The 20,147-nt window shown below is 71.6% G+C and carries 17 protein-coding genes; 10 read left to right on the top strand and 7 right to left on the bottom strand.

The annotated features are described in order from the left end of the window. The first annotated feature begins 9 nt into the window (after positions 1–9). On the top strand, positions 10–1,026 hold the full coding sequence (locus tag ACFYYW_RS47440; protein ID WP_387660755.1) for a hypothetical protein: 1,017 nt from the start codon (positions 10–12) through the stop codon (positions 1,024–1,026). Then, the gene (locus ACFYYW_RS47435; RefSeq protein WP_387660752.1) at positions 1,023–2,207 is read left to right on the top strand and encodes an adenylosuccinate synthetase; all 1,185 of its coding nucleotides are present in this window, start codon (positions 1,023–1,025) and stop codon (positions 2,205–2,207) included. The genes ACFYYW_RS47440 and ACFYYW_RS47435 overlap by 4 nt, the downstream gene beginning before the upstream one ends. Positions 2,208–2,324: 117 nt before the next feature. Here the strand turns inward: ACFYYW_RS47435 and ACFYYW_RS47430 are convergent, their stop codons facing one another. Genes ACFYYW_RS47430 through pdhA form a run of 3 tightly spaced genes read right to left on the bottom strand, consistent with a single transcriptional unit; the run spans position 2,325 to position 5,931 of the window. Beyond that, complete coding sequence (locus ACFYYW_RS47430; RefSeq protein WP_387660750.1) at positions 2,325–3,845, bottom strand: dihydrolipoamide acetyltransferase family protein; 1,521 nt, start codon at positions 3,843–3,845, stop codon at positions 2,325–2,327. A gap of 17 nt (positions 3,846–3,862) precedes the next feature. After that, positions 3,863–4,843, bottom strand: a complete 981-nt coding sequence (locus tag ACFYYW_RS47425; protein ID WP_352320500.1) for an alpha-ketoacid dehydrogenase subunit beta — start codon at positions 4,841–4,843, stop codon at positions 3,863–3,865. Next, positions 4,840–5,931: a pyruvate dehydrogenase (acetyl-transferring) E1 component subunit alpha gene (gene pdhA / locus ACFYYW_RS47420; RefSeq protein ID WP_352320498.1), complete on the bottom strand. Its 1,092-nt coding sequence runs from the start codon at positions 5,929–5,931 to the stop codon at positions 4,840–4,842. The genes ACFYYW_RS47425 and pdhA overlap by 4 nt, the downstream gene beginning before the upstream one ends. A gap of 228 nt (positions 5,932–6,159) precedes the next feature. Here pdhA and purS point away from each other — a divergent pair, with 228 nt between their 5' ends. From purS to purL, 4 genes are all read left to right on the top strand, one after another. Continuing rightward, positions 6,160–6,405 (top strand): phosphoribosylformylglycinamidine synthase subunit PurS, encoded by a 246-nt coding sequence (gene purS / locus ACFYYW_RS47415; RefSeq protein WP_352320496.1) that lies wholly within the window; start codon positions 6,160–6,162, stop codon positions 6,403–6,405. A 221-nt stretch (positions 6,406–6,626) separates the two neighbouring features. After that, positions 6,627–7,016: an ATP-binding protein gene (locus ACFYYW_RS47410; RefSeq protein ID WP_352320494.1), complete on the top strand. Its 390-nt coding sequence runs from the start codon at positions 6,627–6,629 to the stop codon at positions 7,014–7,016. A 151-nt stretch (positions 7,017–7,167) separates the two neighbouring features. Continuing rightward, a complete protein-coding gene (gene purQ / locus ACFYYW_RS47405; protein ID WP_352320492.1) occupies positions 7,168–7,851 on the top strand; it encodes a phosphoribosylformylglycinamidine synthase subunit PurQ in 684 nt (227 codons plus the stop codon). After that, positions 7,848–10,100, top strand: coding sequence for a phosphoribosylformylglycinamidine synthase subunit PurL (gene purL, locus ACFYYW_RS47400; RefSeq protein ID WP_387660745.1), 2,253 nt, complete (start codon positions 7,848–7,850; stop codon positions 10,098–10,100). The genes purQ and purL overlap by 4 nt, the downstream gene beginning before the upstream one ends. Before the next feature lie 55 nt (positions 10,101–10,155). Here purL and ACFYYW_RS47395 read toward each other — a convergent pair whose 3' ends face one another. Continuing rightward, positions 10,156–10,998, bottom strand: coding sequence for a hypothetical protein (locus ACFYYW_RS47395; protein WP_387660742.1), 843 nt, complete (start codon positions 10,996–10,998; stop codon positions 10,156–10,158). Positions 10,999–11,194: 196 nt separating this feature from the next. Here ACFYYW_RS47395 and ACFYYW_RS47390 point away from each other — a divergent pair, with 196 nt between their 5' ends. The 3 genes from ACFYYW_RS47390 to ACFYYW_RS47380 are packed head-to-tail and all read left to right on the top strand — an operon-like array spanning position 11,195 to position 15,417. Further along, positions 11,195–13,207 carry an adenylate/guanylate cyclase domain-containing protein gene (locus ACFYYW_RS47390; protein WP_387660739.1) on the top strand — a complete coding sequence of 671 codons (2,013 nt, stop codon included), beginning with the start codon at positions 11,195–11,197 and terminating at the stop codon, positions 13,205–13,207. Positions 13,208–13,239: 32 nt separating this feature from the next. Further along, entirely contained in the window at positions 13,240–13,902 is a 663-nt protein-coding gene (locus ACFYYW_RS47385) for a Crp/Fnr family transcriptional regulator (RefSeq protein WP_352320484.1), read from the top strand. Positions 13,903–13,947: 45 nt separating this feature from the next. Beyond that, positions 13,948–15,417, top strand: a complete 1,470-nt coding sequence (locus tag ACFYYW_RS47380; protein ID WP_387660736.1) for an MFS transporter — start codon at positions 13,948–13,950, stop codon at positions 15,415–15,417. On the opposite strand, the gene ACFYYW_RS47375 is transcribed toward ACFYYW_RS47380, so the two are convergent. Beyond that, positions 15,378–16,124, bottom strand: coding sequence for a methylenetetrahydrofolate reductase (locus ACFYYW_RS47375; protein ID WP_387660734.1), 747 nt, complete (start codon positions 16,122–16,124; stop codon positions 15,378–15,380). The genes ACFYYW_RS47380 and ACFYYW_RS47375 overlap by 40 nt on opposite strands. A 10-nt stretch (positions 16,125–16,134) precedes the next feature. After that, positions 16,135–16,788, bottom strand: a complete 654-nt coding sequence (locus ACFYYW_RS47370; RefSeq protein ID WP_352320539.1) for a TetR family transcriptional regulator — start codon at positions 16,786–16,788, stop codon at positions 16,135–16,137. A 73-nt stretch (positions 16,789–16,861) separates the two neighbouring features. On the opposite strand from ACFYYW_RS47370, the gene ACFYYW_RS47365 reads away from it, so the two are divergent. Then, the gene (locus ACFYYW_RS47365; protein ID WP_387660731.1) at positions 16,862–18,283 is read left to right on the top strand and encodes an MFS transporter; all 1,422 of its coding nucleotides are present in this window, start codon (positions 16,862–16,864) and stop codon (positions 18,281–18,283) included. On the opposite strand, the gene ACFYYW_RS47360 is transcribed toward ACFYYW_RS47365, so the two are convergent. Further along, entirely contained in the window at positions 18,244–20,124 is a 1,881-nt protein-coding gene (locus tag ACFYYW_RS47360; RefSeq protein ID WP_352320477.1) for an ABC transporter ATP-binding protein, read from the bottom strand. The genes ACFYYW_RS47365 and ACFYYW_RS47360 overlap by 40 nt on opposite strands. Between the last annotated feature and the right edge of the window lie 23 nt (positions 20,125–20,147).

Raw genomic sequence — 20,147 nt, 5'->3', positions numbered from 1 at the left:
GAGGCTGCCATGGGCAGCGGAATCTGGTCCACGAACGTCTACGACTCCGCCGCGCGCTACCGCGCGGCCACCGGCTCCAGCGCCTTCGCCTACAGCGACGGCGGAGCCCGGCGCGTCCACCCCGACCTCGACCCCTTCGGCGTGACGCGGGAGAGCCGCGACTCGGCCGAGCACCCCGACTCGCTGGCCATCGCCGTGCTGTTCGACGTGACCGGCTCGATGCGCGCGGTCCCCCGCACGCTGCAGACCCGCCTGCCGGACCTGCTCGGGCTGCTGCTGCGCAAGGGGTACGCCACCGACCCGCAGATCATGTTCGGCGCGATCGGCGACGCCACCTGCGACCGGGCGCCGCTGCAGGTCGGCCAGTTCGAGTCCGACAACCGCATGGACGACCAGCTCGGCCTGATCCTGCTGGAGGGCGGCGGCGGCGGGCAGAAGCGCGAGTCCTACGAGCTGGCCATGTACTTCATGGCCAGGCACACCTCGATCGACTGCCACGAGAAGCGCGGCAGGCGCGGCTACCTGTTCGTCATCGGCGACGAGATGCCCTACCAGCGGGTGTCCAGGAACCACGTCAAGGACCTCGTCGGCGACCGCCTGACCGCGCCCCTCGGCGTGGACGACGTCGTGGCCGAGCTGACCCGCAAGTACGACGTCTACTTCATCCTCCCGCAGGGGGCCAGCTACGCCGGCGACCCCGAGGTGCTGGACTCCTGGCGCGGCCTGCTCGGCCAGAACGTGCTGGAGCTGGACGACCTCGACGCCGTGTGCGAGACGATCGCGCTCACCGTCGGGCTCGGCGAGGACGCGATCGGCCTGGACGAGGGCCTTGAGGACCTGGCCGAGCTGGGCTCGACGGCCGGCGCGTCGGTGTCGCGGGCCCTGGCCAGGCTCGACCGCGGCACGGTGGTCACCGGCGAGCCGCTCGACGGGCTCGGCGACGGGCTCGGCGGCGGACTCGGCGGCGGACTCGGCGGCGGACTCGGCGGCGGACTCGGCGGCGGGCTGGGCGGGCTCCTGCCGTGAACGAGCACCTCGTCGTCGTCGACCTCGGGTACGGCGACGCCGGCAAGGGCACGGTCGTGGACTGGGCGTGCGCCACGCTGCCCGTCCACGCCGTGGTCCGGTTCAACGGGGGCGCCCAGGCGGGGCACAACGTCGTCCTGGACGACGGGCGGCACCACACGTTCGCGCAGTTCGGCGCCGGGACGTTCCGGGGAGTTCGCACGCATCTGTCGCGGTTCGTGGTGGTCGATCCGCTGGCGTTGTCGGCCGAGGCGGAGCACCTGGCGCGGCTCGGCGTGCCCGACCCCTTCGGGCTGCTCACGGTGGACCGGGACTGCCTGCTGGCGACGCCGTACCACGTCGAGGCCGGGCGCAGGCGGGAGCTGGCGCGCGGGGCGGCGCGGCACGGGTCGTGCGGGATGGGCGTCGGGGAGACGATGGCGTACCACCTGGAGCACGGCGCGCTCGCGCCCCGGGCGGGCGACCCGCCGCGCGAGCTGACCCGGAAACTGACCGTGCTGCGGGAGACGCTGCGGGAGGCGCTGGGGGTCGAGGGGCCGCCGGTGGCCGACTGCGTGGCCGTCTACCGGGCCTTCGCCGAACGGGTGCGGCTGGTGGACTCGTCGTACACCGCAGGGCTGGTCGGGCGGGGGCCGGTGGTGTTCGAGGGCGCGCAGGGCGTGCTGCTGGACGAGCGGCAGGGGTTCGACCCGTACACCACGTGGAGCACGACGACGTTCGCCAACGCGCTGGAACTGCTCGACGGGGCCGGCGCGGCGCGGCTCGGGGTGCTGCGGACCTACACCACCCGGCACGGCCCCGGCCCGCTGGTGACCGAGGACCCCGGCCTGGAGCTGCCCGAGCCGCACAACGTGACCGGGCCGTGGCAGGGGGCCTTCCGCCGCGGGCACTTCGACGCGGTCGCCCACCGGTACGCGGCCGAGGCGGCCGGCGGCGTGGACGGTCTCGCGCTCACCCACCTCGACGCGGACGTCTCCCGCATGTGCGTGCGCTACGACCGGCCCGTCACGTTCGCCGAGCCGGACCGCACGGCCCGGCTGCTGCGGGCGACGCCTGTCTACGAGGAGGGTGTATCAGACTGGCCCGCGGCGGTCTCTCATGTCGTGGGCGCGCCCGTGTGGCTGGAGTCGTACGGCCCCCGCGCGCGGGACAAGAAGGCGCCCTGGCCGAGCCTGCGGTGACCGCCGGGGAGAGGGGTCCTCCCGGCGGTCGCCGCCCGGCTTCAGTCCGGCTTCAGTCCGGCTTCGGCCCGGCTTCGGCCGGTTTCAGCCCGGCTTCGGCACGGCTTCGGCCCGGTTTCAGCCCCAGGCGAGCATGCGGAGCGGGTCCTCCAGCATCGCGCCGACGTCGCGCAGGAACATCGAGCCCAGCTCGCCGTCGACGATCCGGTGGTCGAAGCTGAGCGCGAGGGTGGTCACCTTGCGCACCGCCAGCTCGCCGTCCACCACCCACGGCATGTCCCTGACCTGGCCGAAGGCCAGGATGGCCGACTCGCCCGGGTTGAGGATGGGGGTGCCGGCGTCGACGCCGAACACGCCCACGTTGGTGATGGTGATCGTCCCGCCCGCCATCTCGGCCGGCTGGGTGCGGCCCGCCCTGGCCGTCTCCGCCAGCGCGCCCAGTTGCCTGGCCAGCTCGGGGAGCGGGAGGGCGTGGGCGTCCTTGATGTTGGGCACGACGAGGCCGCGCGGGGTGGCGGCGGCGATGCCCAGGTTCACGTAGTGCTTGACCACGATCTCCTGGGCCGCCTCGTCCCAGGACGAGTTGATCATCGGGTAGCGCCTGACCCCGGTGAGCAGGGCCCGGCAGACCAGGAGCAGCGGGGAGACCTTGACCTCGGCGAAGTCGGGCAGGGCCCGCAGCCGCCGGACCGCCTCCATGGTCTCCGTCACGTCGACCTGGAGGAACTCGGTGACGTGCGGGGCCGTGAAGGCGCTGGCCACCATCGCCTGGGCGGTCATCTTGCGCACGCCCTTGACGGGGACGCGCTCCTCCCGCCGCTGGGGCCCGGCCTGCCGGACGGGCTCGGGCGCCGCCTGCGGACCGCCCTGCAGATCACCCTGCAGACCACCCTGCGCGGCGGCGTGCACGTCGTCGCGGGTGATGGAGCCCTGGGGGCCGGTGCCGGTGAGCGTGGCCAGGTCGACGCCCAGGTCCTTGGCCAGCTTGCGGACCGGCGGCTTGGCCAGCACGGCCACGCGGCCGGAACCGGCGACCACGCCGGCGGCCGGCGCGGCGGCGGGGACGGGCTCGGCCGGACGGGCCGTCGGAGCCGGGCCGGGCACCTCCACGCGGGCCGGGTTGGCCACGGGCGCGGCCGGGATCGGCTCCGCCTGCTGCTTGCGGGGACGGCGCTTGGAGGCGCCGGTCTTGACCCCGTAGCCCACCAGGACCGCCTGCCGCTCCTCCTTGGGCGCGGGGCTGCCGTGGGCGCCGGGCTCGACCGCGCCCTCCTCCGGCGGCCTGGGGACCATGTCGTCGGCCAGCGCCTTGAGGCCCTGGTCGGCGCTCCCCTGGTCGGCACGGTTCCGGTCGGCCACGCCCTGGCCGGCTGGGCCCTGGTCGGGGCCGCCCGCCTCGCCGCCGGTGTCCACGGCGACGATCGGCGTGCCGACGTCGACCGTGCGGCCCTCCTCGACCAGCACGCCCGCGACCACGCCGTCCCAGGGGATCGGCAGCTCGACGATGGACTTGGCGGTCTCGATCTCCACCACGATCTGGTTGACCTTGACCTCGTCGCCCGGCCGCACGTGCCAGCGGACGATCTCGGCCTCGGTCAGCCCCTCCCCGACGTCGGGGAGCTTGAACTCGCGTCGCATGGAAGCGCGTCCCCCTTTCAGAACCCGAAGGCGCGGTCGACGGCGTGCAGCACCCGGTCCAGATCGGGCAGGTAGTGCTCTTCGAGCTTCGACGGCGGGTAGGGGGTGGAGAAGCCGCCGACCCGCAGGACGGGCGACTCCAGGTGGTAGAAGCACTGCTCGGTGATCCGGGCCGCCAGCTCGGCGCCGAAGCCGCTGTAGACGGGCGCCTCGTGGACCACGACCACCCGGCCGGTGCGGCGGACGGACTCCATGACCAGCGGCTCGTCCAGCGGGTTGAGCGAGCGCAGGTCGATCACCTCCAGCGAGCGGCCGTCGTCCTCGGCGGCCGCGGCGGCCTCCAGGCAGGTCTTGACCATCGGGCCGTAGGCCAGCAGCGTGACGTCGGAGCCGGGCCGTACGACCGTGGCCTTGTCGAACGGCGTCCACCAGTCGGTCGAGGCCGTGTCGATGTCGGCCTTCTCCCAGTAGCGGCGCTTGGGCTCGAAGAAGATGACCGGGTCGTCGCTCCGGATGGCCTGCTGGATCATGGTGTAGGCGTCGGCCGGGTTGGAGCAGGCCACCACGCGCAGGCCGGCCGTGTGCGCGAAGTACGCCTCGGGCGACTCGCTGTGGTGCTCGACCGCGCCGATGCCGCCGCCGCACGGGATGCGCACGACGACGGGCAGCTTGATCGCGCCGAGCGAGCGCATCGGCATCTTGGCGAGCTGCGTGATGATCTGGTCGGCCGCCGGGAACACGAACCCGTCGAACTGGATCTCGCACACCGGCCGGTAGCCGCGCAGCGCCAGGCCGATCGCGGTGCCGATGATGCCGGACTCGGCGAGCGGCGTGTCGATGACCCGGTCCTCGCCGAAGTCCTTCTGCAGGCCGTCGGTGACGCGGAACACGCCGCCGAGCTTGCCGACGTCCTCGCCCATGATGAGGACCTTGGGGTCGTCCTCCATGGCGCGGCGCATGCCCTCGTTAAGCGCCTTGGACAGGCTCAACACCGTCATTTCTCGAAGCCCTCCAAGTAGGCGGCGAACTGAGCGCGCTCTCCGTCGATGAGCGCGTGGGGCTCGCGATAGACGTGGTCGAAGATATCGAGCGGCTCGGGGTCGGGCATCGCCAGGCACCGCCTGCGCAGGTCGGCGCCGAGCTGGTCGGCCTCGGCGGTCACGGCGTCGAAGAAGCCCTGATCGGCCAGCTCGTTGCGGAACAGGTACGACTTGACCCGCTCGATCGGGTCCTTCAGCTTCCACGCCTCCAGCTCGCTGGCCACCCGGTAGCGGGTCGGGTCGTCGGTCGTGGTGTGCGCGCCCATCCGGTACGTGAACGCCTCGATCAGCGTGGGCCCCTGGCCCGTGCGGGCGGCTTCGAGCGCCTTCCTGGTCACCGCGAGGCAGGCGAACACGTCGTTGCCGTCGACCCTGATGCCCGGGAAGCCGAAGCCCGAGGCCCGGCGGTAGAGGGGGATGCGGCTCTGCTTCTCCAGCGGCTCGGAGATGGCCCACTGGTTGTTCTGGCAGAAGAAGACGACGGGCGCGTTGAACACGCTGGCCCAGATGAACGACTCGTTCACGTCGCCCTGGCTGGTGGCGCCGTCGCCGAAGTAGACGATCGTGGCGGCGGAGGCGTCGTCGCGCTGGATGCCCATGGCGTAGCCGACCGCGTGCAGGGTCTGGCTGCCGATCACGATCGTGTACAGGTGGAAGTTGTGCTCCTCGGGGTCCCAGCCCCCGTGGTTGACGCCCCTGAACAGGCCGAGCAGCTTCACCGGGTCGACGTCGCGGCACCAGGCGACGCCGTGCTCGCGGTAGGTGGGGAAGGCCATGTCGGAGTCGGTGAGCGCGCGGCCCGAGCCGATCTGGGCGGCCTCCTGGCCGAGCAGCGAGGCCCAGATGCCCAGCTCGCCCTGACGCTGCAGCGCCACGGCCTCCAGGTCGATGCGCCGGACGAGCACCAGGTCGCGGTAGAGCGACCTGACCTCTTCGGCCGTCAGGTCTATGTCGTAGTCGGGATGCTCGACCCTCACTCCCTCGGGGGTGAGCAACTGCACGAGCTCAGGGGGTGCTTCGGCACCACGAGAGGCGTCGACTGTCACGTGCCGCTCCTGTGCGGTCGGGGCCGGTGTCGATGGGGTCGCCACCTGAGGCCAGCCGTGTGTGCGTGCGAACCATGTGGTGGTGGTTCATACGCGTTTGGGGACATCGTGGCAGACGTCACAGCCCTCCGCGCAAGCCCCATGTCCTCCCCGTTCCCGTTGTGTTGACGGCCATGCGCGCCGGTAGGCTTGCTTTCCCAAGCACCCACTCCACCCAGGAGGAACGTAGTGGCGCGCGTCATCGTCGACGTCATGCTCAAGCCCGAGATCCTCGACCCGCAGGGCCAGGCCATCGCCAGGGCGCTGCCCAGGCTCGGTTTCTCCGGCGTCTCGGCGGTCCGTCAGGGCAAGCGGTTCGAGGTCGAGCTGGAGGGCCCGGCCGACGAGGCGGCTCTCGACGAGGTACGGAAGATGGCCGAGACACTCCTGGCCAACACCGTGATCGAGGACTACAGCGTCCGGGTTGAGGGGTAGAAGGCACATTTGATGCCTGGTTTTACCCCTGGTGAGTTAAAGTCGCGTTCGGGCATGCCACAATGCCACGGGCGTGCCAACACTAAATAACAACAACGTGATTTTGCGGTTAGCCCCGATTTCACAGGGAAACCTACTCCAGGTGACATTCCGGAGCCCGGAGGAGTCCGGTGGATATTGAGTTCTCGTTGGCGCTGCCTCGGGATGCGATCGGCATACCGATGGTCAGGCGAGTGCTTGGCGACGCGATGCGCTCACTCAACGTGAGTGAGACGTGCATCGCCGACATGCTGCTCGCCGTCTCCGAGGCGTGCTCCAACGCGGTGCGACACGGCGGCCCCGCCAACCGTTACGAGGTCTCGGCGTCGATCGGCTACGGCCGCTGCGACGTGCGCGTCGCCGACAGCGGCGACGGCCTCCCGTCGATGCCGCTGCACTTCCCTCCGCCCGACACCGAGAACGGCCGCGGCCTGCTCATCATGCGGTCCGTGGTGGACGAGATCTCCTTCGGCACCACGCCCGGCCGCGGCACCACGGTCCACCTGCGCAAGATGCTCGCCTGGGACGACGAGGCCGAGGGCGCCCGTCACCGCGAGCTGGCCGCCGTCTGAGCGTCATCTGAGCGCCGCCTGAGCGCGTCCCGACCCGCTGCCCGGAACACAGCCGTGCACCCGATAATCTGAGTACACCGCCGTAGACCGCCGTCCGCCCCCAAAGAGACGGTGGCACGCGCGTGCGCATTCCTCGGAGGGGACGACTGTCATGAGCGCTGCCCGTGTGGGCGTAGTCACGTTTCCAGGAACTCTCGACGACCAGGACGCCGCCAGAGCCGTGCGCCTCGTGGGCGCGCAGGCGGTCCCGCTGTGGCACGCCGACCACGACCTGAAGGGAGTCGACGCCGTCTTCCTGCCCGGCGGCTTCTCCTACGGCGACTACCTGCGTTGCGGCGCGATCTCCAAGTTCGCCCCGCTGATGGACGAGCTCGTCCCGGCCGCCAGGGCCGGTCTGCCGGTCATCGGCACCTGCAACGGCTTCCAGATCCTCTGCGAGGCCCACCTGCTGCCCGGCGCGCTCACCCGCAACGCCTCGCTCCACTACGTCTGCCGCGACCAGCGGCTCACGGTGGAGCAGACCGCCACCGCCTGGACCGGCTCCTTCGAGCGCGGCCAGGAGATCGTGCTGCCGGTCAAGCACGGCGAGGGCCGTTACGTCGCCTCCGCGGAGACGCTGGCCGAGCTGGAGTCCGGCGGCCACGTCGTCGTGCGCTACGCCGGGGGCAACCCCAACGGCTCGCTCAACGACATCGCCGGCATCCGCAACGAGGCGGGCAACGTGGTCGGCCTCATGCCGCACCCCGAGCACGCCGTGGAGGAGCTGGTCGGCGCGCCGAGCACCGACGGGCTCGGCTTCTTCACGTCCATCCTGAGGAATCTGGTGAACGCATGAGCACCGACAACGTCAAGCGGGCCGCCGAGACCCCCGACGAGCCGATGCCCTTCGCCGAGCTGGGGATGAAGCAGGACGAGTACGACCGGGTCAAGGAGATCCTGGGTCGCCGTCCCACCGGCTCCGAGCTGGCCATCTACAGCGTCATGTGGTCGGAGCACTGCTCGTACAAGTCGTCCAAGGTGCATCTGCGGCAGTTCGCCACCAAGGCGCCCAAGTCCGAGGCGCTGCTGGTGGGCATGGGCGAGAACGCGGGCGTCGTCGACATCGGCGACGGCTGGGCGGCCACGTTCAAGATCGAGTCGCACAACCACCCGTCCTACGTCGAGCCGCACCAGGGCGCGGCCACCGGCGTCGGCGGGATCGTGCGCGACATCATGTCGATGGGCGCCCGCCCGATCGCCGTCATGGACGCGCTGCGCTTCGGCGGCGCCGACGCCGTCGACACCCGGCGGGTGCTGCCCGGCGTGGTCGAGGGCATCAGCCACTACGGCAACTGCCTGGGCCTGCCCAACATCGGCGGCGAGGTCGTCTTCGACCCCTGCTACATCGGCAACCCCCTGGTCAACGCGCTGTGCGTCGGCCTGCTGCGCAAAGACCAGATCAAGCTGGCCACCGCGCCGGGGCCGGGCAACCAGGTCGTGCTGTTCGGCGCGTCCACGGGTCCCGACGGCATCGGCGGCGCGTCCGTGCTGGCCTCGGCGACGTTCGAGGACGAGTCGCAGGCCAAGCGGCCCGCCGTGCAGGTGGGCGACCCGTTCATGGAGAAGCTGCTCATCGAGTGCTGCCTGGAGCTCTACGCGGCCGACGTGGTCGTCGGCATCCAGGACCTCGGCGCGGCCGGCGTCTCCTGCGCCACGACCGAGCTGGCCGCCAAGGGCACCGGCGGCATGAAGGTCGACCTCAACCTGGTCCCGCTCCGCGACTCCTCGCTCAAGCCCGAGGAGATCCTGATGAGCGAGTCCCAGGAGCGGATGATGGCCGTGGTCCGGCCCGACGACATCCCCGCGTTCATGGCGATCTGCGCCAAGTGGGACGTCCCGGCCACCGTCATCGGCGAGGTCACCGACACCGGCCGCCTGGTCATGACCTGGGACGGCGAGGTCATCGTGGACATCCCGCCGGGCACCGCCGCCGACGAGGGCCCGGTCTACGAGCGTCCCTACCACGAGCCGGCCGGGCAGGCCGCGCTCAACGCCGACACCACCGACCGGCTGGCGCGCCCCGACGACCTGCGGGCCACCCTGCTGCAGCTCCTCGGCTCGCCCAACCTGGCCTCCAAGGAGTGGGTGACCTCCCAGTACGACCGCTACGTCCGCTCCAACACCGTGCTGGCCCAGCCCGCCGACGCCGGGATGCTGCGCATCTCCGAGGCCATCGCCGGGGCCGAGCCCACGACCCGGGGCATCGCGCTGTCCACCGACGGCAACGGCCGTTACGCCAAGCTCGACCCCTACGCGGGGGCGCAGCTGGCGCTGGCCGAGGCGTACCGGAACGTGGCCGTGACCGGCGCCAAGCCGCTGGCCGTCACCAACTGCCTCAACTTCGGCTCGCCGGAGGACCCCGAGGTGATGTGGCAGTTCGCCGAGGCCGTACGCGGGCTCGCCGACGCCTGCCGCACCCTCGGCGTGCCGGTGACCGGCGGCAACGTCTCCTTCTACAACCAGACGGGCTCGACCGCCATCAACCCCACGCCGGTCGTGGGCGTGCTCGGCGTCATCGACGACGTGGCCAAGCGGGTGCCGTCCGGGTTCACCGCCGAGGGGCTGCGGGTGGTGCTGCTCGGCGACACCGCCGAGGAGTTCGGCGGCTCGGAGTGGGCGCACGTGGCCCACCGCCACCTGGGCGGCCTGCCGCCGCACGCCGACCTGGAGGCCGAGCAGGCGCTGGCGACCGTGCTGGTCGAGGCCGCCGCCCGCGGGCTGCTGGAGGGGTCGCACGACCTGTCCGACGGCGGGCTGGCCGTGGCGCTGGCCGAGTCGTGCCTGGCCCGCGGCATCGGGGCCACGGTGGCGCTGAGCGGCGAGCCGTTCACCGACCTGTTCAGCGAGTCGGCGGCGCGGGCCCTGGTCGCGGTGCGGCCGGAGGCGTTCGAGGAGTTCGCGGCGCTGTGCGGGCGGCACGAGGTGCCGTGCTACGGGCTCGGGGTCACCGGCGGGGCGTCGCTGGTGGTCGAGGGCGTGTTCGAGGTGGGGGTCGAGGAGCTCCGCGAGACCCACTCGGCGACGCTGCCGGCGCTGTTCGGCTGACGTCGAACGAGAAGGGCCGGTGCGGGGTCACCCCGCACCGGCCCTTTCAGCATTGTCAGACGCAGATCACATAGACGGTGCCATTGGCGATGCTGTCGAACGTGACCGTCCAGCCCTTCGGGGTGCCCCCTTCGACAGTCGGGTAGCTACCCGTGATCTTGCCGTTGGCGCCAGCGGAGTAGCCGCCACCGGTCGCGATCTTGCCTGCCGGGCAGCTCGCGCTGGCGGACTTGTCGTGGTAAAAGTTCGCACTGACAACAGTCGCGCTGGTAACACCGCCACCGGTGCCGGGCTCACCCTTGGGGCCCTGCGGGCCCTGCTTGCCGTCGTCGCCCTTCGGGCCCTGGGGGCCGGCCGGACCGCGCTCGCCGTCCTTACCGGGGAGGCCCTGCTTGCCGTCCTGGCCGTCCTGGCCGTTCTTGCCGGGGAGGCCGTCCTTGCCGTCCTTGCCGTCGTCGCCCTTCGGGCCCTGGGGGCCGGCCGGGCCGCGCTCGCCGTCCTTGCCGTCCTTGCCGGGAAGGCCGTCCTTGCCGTCCTTGCCCGGGAGGCCGTCCTTGCCCGGGAGGCCCGGCTTGCCCTGGGGGCCCGTGTGGCCGTTCTCACCGCGGGGGCCCTGCGGACCCTGCGGGCCCTGGGGTCCCTGGTCGCCCTTGGGGCCGGACGTGCCGCCGTTCAGCTGCGTCGTGCTGCCGCCGATCACCACGCGCTCCTCGGTCTTGCGGCACGGCGTGGTCGGGTTGACGATGCGGACGTACCGCGTCTTCTTGTGCACGCAGGCGTACACCTCGCTCGCCGCCGACGAGGCGGTGGCCACGCCACCGACGGCGAGGAGCGAGGCGGCGAGCGCTCCGACAGTGGCGAGGGTGAGCGTACGCCCACCGCGAACGTTGATAGCCACGGCTTTCCTTCCAGGGAACAAGTGATGCTCATGTGCTGCATGAGATTCACGTTTCAACCGTTCCAAAGGTTGGCAGAAACTACATAACGTATATGTCACGAAACAGAGGGTTACTGACCGGATTGACCGACTGTCGCCGTCACAGTGGGTAAAAGGACGCATTGGCGGCGGCGATCCCGCGTGCATAATCGGGTCTGTGCCCAGCACCTACCTGCCGCCGGCCACGCAGCCCGTCCGAGGCGTGGTCTGGGTCATCCATCTCGCCCTTCCCCTGCTGGGGCTCTGGTTGCTGCTCTCCCAGCCGCACCTCAACGTCGTCTGGCAGCACAACGCGAGCCACTTCTGGATGATCCTCGCGGTGGCCGGGATCAACGTGGCGCTCGGCGGGCTGATCACCGAGGCCGCGCGCCGCCGTCAGGACGCCCGGCTGTTCCTGGTCTCCATGGTGTTCCTTAGCAGCGCGGGGTTCTTCCTCCTGCACGGCCTGGCCACGCCGGGGATCATCCTGCCCACCGGCTCGCTGGGCTTCGACCTCGGGCAGCAGGTGGGGCTCACGATCGCCTCGATGTTCGCGTTCGCCTCGGCCCTGCCGCTGGGCGAGCGGGCCGCCCGGAGCGTCCTGGCGGCGCAGCACTTCGTCCGGGCGATGTTGTTCGGGTTCATGCTGCTGTGGGCGCTGGTGTCGCTGGTGCCCGAGCTGACCGAGCTCAGCCGGCCGCCGCCGGTCGCGCCGATGAGCTGGCTGGGCGCGGCCTCGATCCCCGGCGTCCTGCTGTACGGCGCGGCCGGCGTGCTGATGTTCCTGCTCCACCGCCGCCGTCCCTCGGCCATGCTGGTCAGCCTGATCACCGCGTACGCGCTGCTGGCCGAGGCGATGGTCGCCGGGATGTCGCAGCACAACTGGCACCTGACGTGGTGGGAGTGGCACGTGCTGCTCACCCTCGCCTTCGTGTTCGTGGCCTACAGCGCCTACCTGCAGTTCCGGCGGGAAGGGTCGAGCGCGGGGCTGTTCGACTCGGTGACGCTGGCGGCGACCGTCGCCCGCCTCCAGCAGGACTACGACCAGGCCCTGGAGGAGCTGGTCGAGCACGTACGCCGGGGCGAGCCGCTGGCCGCGGCCCGGTTGTCGGGCAAGTTCCGGCTGAACGAGAGCCAGGCCGCCGTGCTCGACCGGGCCGGGACGGCGCTGGCCCACGAGCGGGAGTTGTCGGAGCGGCTGGCCGCGCTGGTGGCGGTGAGCGCGCAGACCCGCGTGGGCCTGCCGGAGGGCGAGCTGCTGACCACCGCGCTCGACCGGGTCAGGCAGGCGTACGGAGACGTCAAGATCGCGCTGGTGTCGGAGGGGAAGACCCAGATCGGCTCCCGCGCGTACGAGTTCGAGGGCGACGGCCCGATCCGCCGCGACCACCGGCTGGCCTATCCGCTCACGGTCAGGGGCCGCCTGGCCGGCGTGCTGGAGGTGCCGGTGGGCCGCAGCGGCCACGACGAGGCGCTGGCCGCCACGCTCGCCGGCCAGTTGTCCATCTCGCTGGAGAACGCCCGCCTCTACCAGGAGCTGGACACCCTCTTCCGCCAGTACATGTCGCCCGACGTGGCCAACGCCCTGCTCGCCGACCCGGCGCGGGCGGCGCTCGGCGGCGAGTTGCGGGAGCTGACCGCGCTCTTCGCCGACCTCAAGGGGTTCACCTCGTTCTCCGAGCAGGTCACGCCCGGCGAGATCGTCGAGATGCTCAACCGCTACCACACGGCCGCCGTCCCGTGCGTGCTGAACAACGGCGGCACGATCGTGCAGTTCGTCGGCGACGCGATGCTGGCCCTGTTCAACGCGCCCGCCCCGCAGGCCGGTCACGCCAGGGCGGCCTGCCGGGCCGCGCTGGAGATGCAGCGGGCCGCCGCCGAGGTGGCCGAGGAGATGGCCTGGAAACGCACGGACGACGTGGAGTGGCCCACCTTCCGGGTGGGCGTCAACACCGGCCCCGCGCTGGTCGGCAACATCGGCAGCCCCGAGTTACGCGGCTTCAACGCGATGGGCGACTGCGTCAACGTGGCCGCCAGGCTCCAGGCCCTGGCCGAGCCGGGGACCGTGGTGATCGGCGAGACGACGCTCAGACAGCTCGGCCGCGACGCCTCGGTGAACGCCCTCGGACGGCTCAGCCTGAAGGGCAAGGAAGAACTCGTGGCCGCGTACGTTCTGACTGGAATGCCATAGAACGGCAATAGCCGTACGTACATAATCGGCGCATGGATCCAGAGCCCGGCGAGTTCCTTTCCCTGCTCACCGCCGAGGAGATCGAGGCGCTGCGAGCCGCCGGGCGCCCGCGCCGATGGGACCGCGGCACGACGGTGATCACCGAGGGCGACGCGGCCGACTGGGTGCTCGTGCTGACGCAGGGCCGGGTCAAGGTGTCCTCGCACACGAGCGGCGGCACCGAGGTGGTCCTCGCGGTCCGCGGCCCGGGGGCGCTGCTGGGCGACATGTCGGCCGTGGACGGCTCGCCGCGCTCGGCCACCGTGACCGCGCTGGAGCCCATCGAGGGCATCGTGGTCCGCGACTTCAGCGGTTTCCTGGCCGCGCACGGCCGCATCGCCGTCCTGCTGCTGCAACTGGTCGTCGGCCGGCTGCGCGACGCCGACCGCAAACGCGTCGAGTACGGCGCGTTCGACACCACCGGCCGGGTGGCGACCCGGCTGCTCGAACTGGCCGACCGGTACGGCGAGCGCACCAGCACCGGCGTGCGCGTGGCCCTGCCGCTCAGCCAGGACGAGCTGGCCGGCTGGACCGGTTCCTCACGGGAGGCGGTCAGCAAGGCGCTGCGATCCCTGCGCGACCGCGGGCTCATCGAGACCGGCCGGCGACGGGTGGTCATCCACGACGTCGAGGGGTTACGCAAGCGAGCCAGGTGACCCCTGGTACAAAACGGACGTACGACGTACGTCATAGTGGGAGGCATGGTCGCGGTCACCCCCGAAGCCGGCACCCGCATGCGCTACGCCTGGCGCGTGTGCTCGGTCACCAGTCTGGGCCTCGTCCTCATCGGCATCGCCGGCAGCACGCTCAACGTCGCGCTGCCGACCGTCGTGCGGCACTTCCGGGCCGACGCGACGCAGTCGGGATGGATCCTGCTGGCCTTCCTGCTGGTCAACACCGCGAGCCTGGTGTTCTTCGGCAGGGTCGCCGACCTGCTCGGGCGGCGCGAGGTGTACCTGGCGGGCTTCGCCCTGTTCACCGCGGCCTCGCTGCTGGCCGGCTTGTCACCGGACGTCTGGTTCCTGGTCGGCATGCGCGTGCTCCAGGCGATCGGCTCGGCCATGATCCTGGCCAACGGCACGGTGATCATCACCGACGCGTTCCCGCCCGAACGGCTCAGCCAGGGCATGGGCGTCTACATCGGCACGTTGTCGGTGGCCCAGCTCGCCGGTCCGACGCTCGGCGGCCTGATCGCCGAGACCGCCGGCTGGCAGTGGATCTTCTGGGTGAACGTGCCCGCCGGGCTGATCGCGCTCGGCTGGGGCGCGGTGATCTTACGCAAGATGCCGAAGAGGCCCAGGCAGCCGGTGGACGCGCTCGGCAACGTGCTGGTGTTCGCCGCGCTGTCGGCGGTGCTGCTGGCGGTCAACGAGGCCGGGTCGGGCGGCCTGACCAGCCCGGTCGTCCTGACGGGGGCGGCGCTGTTCGTGCTGCTGGTGCCGCTGATCGTGCTGGCCGAGCGGCGCTCGGCCAACCCGGTGCTGGACCTGCGGCTGTTCGGCGGCCGGCTGCTGGCCTACGCGAACCTGGCCTCCTTCTGCAACGCGCTCGCGCGGTCCGCGCTGATCCTGGTGGTCGCGCTCTACTTCCAGGCGGCGCGCGGGCTCGACGCGTTCTCGGCCGGGCTGAGCGTGCTGCCGGTGCCGGTGGGCATCGGGCTGGCCTCGCCGATCGCGGGCCTGCTCGGCCCGCGGGTCTCGCCGTACGGGCTGTCGATCGGCGGCGCGGCGATGAGCGCGCTCGGGCTCGGCACGCTCATGCTGACGGCCGACCCGGCGACGCCGTACTGGGTGACGGGGATCGCCCTGTTCGTGGCCGGCTGCGGCAGCGGAACGTTCCTGACCGGCAACACCACCCAGGTCATGGCCGCCCTGCCGAGCGGCAGCCTGGGCGTGGTCAACGGCTTCCGAGTCATGATCATGAACGTCGGCATCGTGATCAGCGTGGGCCTGTCGCTCAGCGTCGTGACCAGCTCCGTGGGCCCGGCGCTGCGCGCCCAGGTGTACGCGGGCACGCTGTCCACGCTCTCCCCGGTGGCCGTCGGGCAGCTCATGGACGGCTTCCAGCGGGCGTACGCGGTGCTGTTCGCCGTGGCGCTGGCCGGCGCGGTGCTGGCCGCGCTCGCCCGCTCTCAGAGGGCTCCGGCGAGCCTCGACTCCACGTCGCGGTAGCGCGAGACCGGGATGAGGTGCACGCCGTCGAACGCCCCCGAGTCGCGCAGCGCGAACACCTGCTCGCAGGCCGCCTCGACGCCCGCCATGCGGTCGGCGGCCACCCGCTCGACCAGCTCGCCGGGCAGGGCGATGTCGGGGATGGCGGCGGCCAGCGTACGGGCGTGGCGCTCGCTGGCCAGCACCATGACGCCCGCGTAGACCGGCACGTCGACCTGGTTGGCCTCGCGCCACCGGACCTGCGCCTCCACCGAGAAGCTGACCTGGGCGAACAGGAAGTCGGCCGCGCGCTTCCAGGCGGGCAGCGGGCGCAGCCCGGCCGCCGCGCCGACGCGGAAGGCCGGTGAGAAGCCCCTGGCCTCCTCGATCATCGAGCGGACCGTCAGGTCGCTGGTCCGGCTGCCGCTGACCGGCTTGTCACCGTGGACGAACAGGAACTGGTCGACGCCGTACGCCGCGGCCGTCAGCAGGTCGCGGTGGAAGCCGAGCAGGTTGCGGTCGCGGGAGTTGAGACAGGCGATGCTGCGCCCGCCCATCGCCTCGACCTCGTGGGCCACGGCCACGCTGGACACGGTGGCCCGGCCGATGTGGTTGTCGGGGATCAGGAAGGAATGGGCGACCTGGCTGAGCGTGCCGATCTGGTGGCGTACGCGCTTCAGATCGGGCTTGGTGGGCGGTTCGATCTCGCAGACCAGCTCGAATGGCATGATCCCGACCCTAACGCCCGGCGGCCAGCGCCTCGATGCCGCGCAGCACGAGATCGACGCCGAAGGAGTCGTAGAAGGCCGGGTCGGCGCCCGCGACCAGCGGTGAGGCCATCTCGACCAGGTACGGGTACTTCTCCGGCGGCAGCGACTGGAGGCCGGCCCGCTTGCCCCTGACCAGCTCGGCGATCTCCTCGCCGGTCCGGCCGGCCTTGAAGTGCACGGGCGCGTCGGCGATCGACAGGGCGCTCTGCAGCAGGTACTTGGTGATCAGGCAGCTCTCCTCCACGTCGAACCCGGCCGTACGGGCCAGGCCCAGCGCCTTGTCCCAGACGACCAGGAAGTTGGGGACCGAGATCGGGTCGATCTGCTCGATGACGTTCTTGGCGCAGGGATGGGTGCGCAGGGTCCTGATGAGCCCCTGAGTCAGGTCGCGGAGCTGTTCCTGCCAGGGCCGCTCGTCGGCCGGCTCCGGCACGAAGCCGCCGATCAGGTGGTCGGCCATGCCGACCAGGAGCTGGTCCTTGTTCTTGAAGTGCCAGTAGAGGGCCATCGGCGTCACGCCCAGGTCGCTCGCCAGCCGGCGGATCGTCACGGCGTCGAGCCCCTCGGTGTCGCCGATCTCCAGCGCCCGCTCGGCGATGGCCCGCGCGTCCAGTTTTCCCATCACGGTTGACAACTATACGCCGTACAAGTTGAACTGTACGACGTACAAGTACGGCGTATAGGAGGTTGGCGACATGCGATGGTGGGCGCTGGGTGCCGTGACATTGGGCACCTTCATGACCTATCTCGACAACAACGTGGGGAACGTCGCGCTGCCGACGATCCAGCGCGAGCTCGGGCTGACGATCTCCGGGCTGGAGTGGATCGTGAGCTCGTACATCCTGGTCTTCGCCGGGCTCATGCTGGTCGGCGGCCGGCTGGCGGACCTGTTCGGGGCCCGCGTGGTGTTCCTGGCCGGGCTCTCCGTCTTCACCGCGGCCTCGCTGGGCGCCGGGCTGGCCACCTCGGGCGGCGCGCTGATCGCGGCGCGGGCCGTCCAGGGCGTGGGGGCGGCGCTGCTCACGCCCACGTCGCTCAGCCTGATCAGCCAGATCTTCCCCGAGCCCGGCGAGCGCGGCAGGGCCGTGGGCATCTGGAGCGCGTCCGGGGCGCTGTCCATGGCGCTCGGCCCGGCGGCCGGCGGTTTCATCAGCGAGCACCTGCACTGGGGCTGGATCTACCTGATCAACGTGCCGATCGGGATCGCCACCCTCGGCTTGGCCCTGTGGGCGGTCCGGCCCGCGTTCACCCGCCGGCGGCACCGGCTCGACCTGCCCGGCCTGGCCACCTCGGCGCTCGCGCTGGTCTCCCTCACCTACGCGCTCATCGAGGGCGACCGCGCCGGATGGACGTCGGCCGAGATCCTGGCCGCGTTCGGGCTCGCGGCGGCGGCCGCCGTGGCGTTCGCGCTGGTCGAGACGCAGTCCGAGCGCCCGATGATCGACCTGTCGCTCTTCCGCTCGCGGGTGTTCACCGGCGGCGCGCTGACCATGGGCATCTGGTCGTTCGGCGTGTTCGGCATCTACTTCTTCAGCGCCCTGTGGCTGCAGAACGTGCTCGGCTTCTCCCCCATGCAGGCCGGTCTGGCGTTCGTGCCGATGGCCCTGGTCATGGCGGTCGTCGCCATCACGTCGCAGCGGATCTCCGCGCGGCTCGGCACCGGCCGCACGGTGGCGCTCGGCATGGCGCTCATGGGCGCGGCGATCTACCTGATCTCCGGCGTCGGGGCCGACGGCGACTACGCCGACGTCGCCCCCTGGTTCCTGCTCTACGGCCTCGGCGGCGGCCTGCTGGTGCCGCTGACCTCGGCGATCCTCGGCGGCCTGCCCAAGGACAGGGCGGGCGTGGCCTCAGGCGTGCTGAACGTCTCGCGGGAGGTGTTCGGCCTGCTCGGCATCACCGTGCTGGGCGCGATCCTCAGCTCCCGCCAGAGCGGGAGCGATCAGCCCCCGCTGGCCGCCTTCCTCGACGCCTACCAGTTCACGCTGGTCATCGCGGCGGTGATCGTGCTGGCCGCCGTCCCGCTCGGCCTGTACGCGCTGCGCCCGTCCCGCCGCCCGCCGGTGACGGACGAGCCTCAGGCCACCGCCCCCGCGACCGTCGGCTCGTCGAACTGAGTGCGGTACAGCTCCTCGTAGCGGCCGCCCATGGCCAGCAGTTCGGCGTGCGTGCCCCGCTCGGCCACGCGGCCGTCCTCGATCACCAGGATCTGGTCGGCCGCCCGCACGGTCGACAGCCGGTGCGCGATCACCACGGCGGTCCGCCCCGCCAGCGCCTCCCCCAGGGCCTCCTGCACGGCCGCCTCGGAGGTGGAGTCGAGCGCGGCGGTGGCCTCGTCCAGGATCACCACGCGCGGCCTGGCCAGCAGGAGCCGGGCGATCGTCAGCCGCTGGCGCTCGCCGCCGGACAGCCGGTAGCCGCGCTCGCCGACCACCGTGTCCAGGCCGTCGGGCAGCGACTCGATCAGCGTCCGCAGCCGGGCCCTGGACAGGGCGTCCCAGATCTCCTCCTCGCTCGCCGCCGGCCTGGCCAGCAGCAGGTTCTCCCTGATCGTGTCGTGGAAGAGGTGGCCGTCCTGGGTGACCATGCCGAGGGTGTCGCGGATGGCGTCGAAGGTCAGGTCCCGTACGTCCACGCCGCCGAGGCGGACCGCGCCTGAGTCGACGTCGTACAGCCTGGGCAGCAGCTGGGCGATCGTGGACTTGCCGGCCCCCGACGAGCCCACCAGCGCCACCATCTGGCCCGGCAGGGCCGTGAACGAGATGCCGTGCAGCACCTCCTCGCCGCCCCGCGAGTCCAGCGTGGCGACCTCCTCCAGCGAGGCCAGCGACACCTTGTCGGCGGCGGGGTAGGCGAAGCGCACGTCGTCGAACTCGACCGCGACCGGGCCCTCGGGGACGTCGCGGGCGTCCGGGCGCTCCTGGATCAGCGGCTTGAGGTCGAGCACCTCGAAGACGCGCTCGAAGCTGACCAGGGCGCTCATCACGTCCACCCGGGCGCTGGCCAGGGCGGTCAGGGGCGCGTAGAGGCGGGTCAGCAGCAGGGCCAGCGACACCACGGCGCCGGGTTCGAGCTGGTCGCGCAGGGCGTAGAAGCCGCCGAGGCCGTAGACGAGGGCCAGCGCGAGCGCCGAGACCAGGGTCAGGGCCGTGACGAACACCGACTGGTTCATGGCCGAGCGCACGCCGATGTCGCGCACCCGCCGCGCCCGCGCGGCGAACTCCGCGGACTCGCGCGCCGGACGGCCGAACAGCTTCACCAGCGTCGCGCCCGGCGCGGAGAACCGCTCGGTCATCTGGGTGCCCATGGCGGCGTTGTGGTCGGCGGCCTCGCGCCGCAGCCGCGCGATCCTGACGCCCATCCGGCGCGCGGGCAGCACGAACACCGGCAGGAGCAGCAGCGCGAGCAGCGTGATCTGCCACGAGATGCCGATCATCACGGTGAGCGTCAGCACGAGCTGCACCAGGTTGCCCGCCACGCTGGACAAGGTGTCGGTGAAGGCCCGCTGCGCGCCGATCACGTCGTTGTTCAACCGGCTCACCAGCGCCCCGGTACGCGTGCGCATGAAGAACGCGACCGGCATCCGCTGCACGTGGTCGAAGACCGCCGTGCGCAGGTCGAGGATCAGCCCTTCGCCGATGGTGGCCGACTGCCAGCGGTTGAGCAGGCCGAGCCCGGCCTCGGCGAGCGCCAGGCCCGCGATCAGCAGCGCGACCACGACCACCACGCCGAGCGGCTCACCGTTGAAGATCGCGTCGACCACCCGCCCCGCGAGCAGCGGCGACACCACGGCCAACCCTGCCAGCACCACGCTGAGCACCAGGAACAGCACGATCCTGCGCCGGTGGGGACGGGCGAACCCGCCGATACGCCGGAGCGTCGCCCTGTTCAGCGGGCGACGCTCCGGCCGGTTGTTCATCGAGTAAAGCTGATGCCAGGCGGTCACTTCCATGCTCATGCATGGGAGACTATTTCCTCAAG

Source organism: Nonomuraea sp. NPDC001831, from assembly GCF_042892035.1.
Lineage (GTDB): Bacteria > Actinomycetota > Actinomycetes > Streptosporangiales > Streptosporangiaceae > Nonomuraea.
This window is presented reverse-complemented; position numbering and strand designations above follow the sequence as displayed.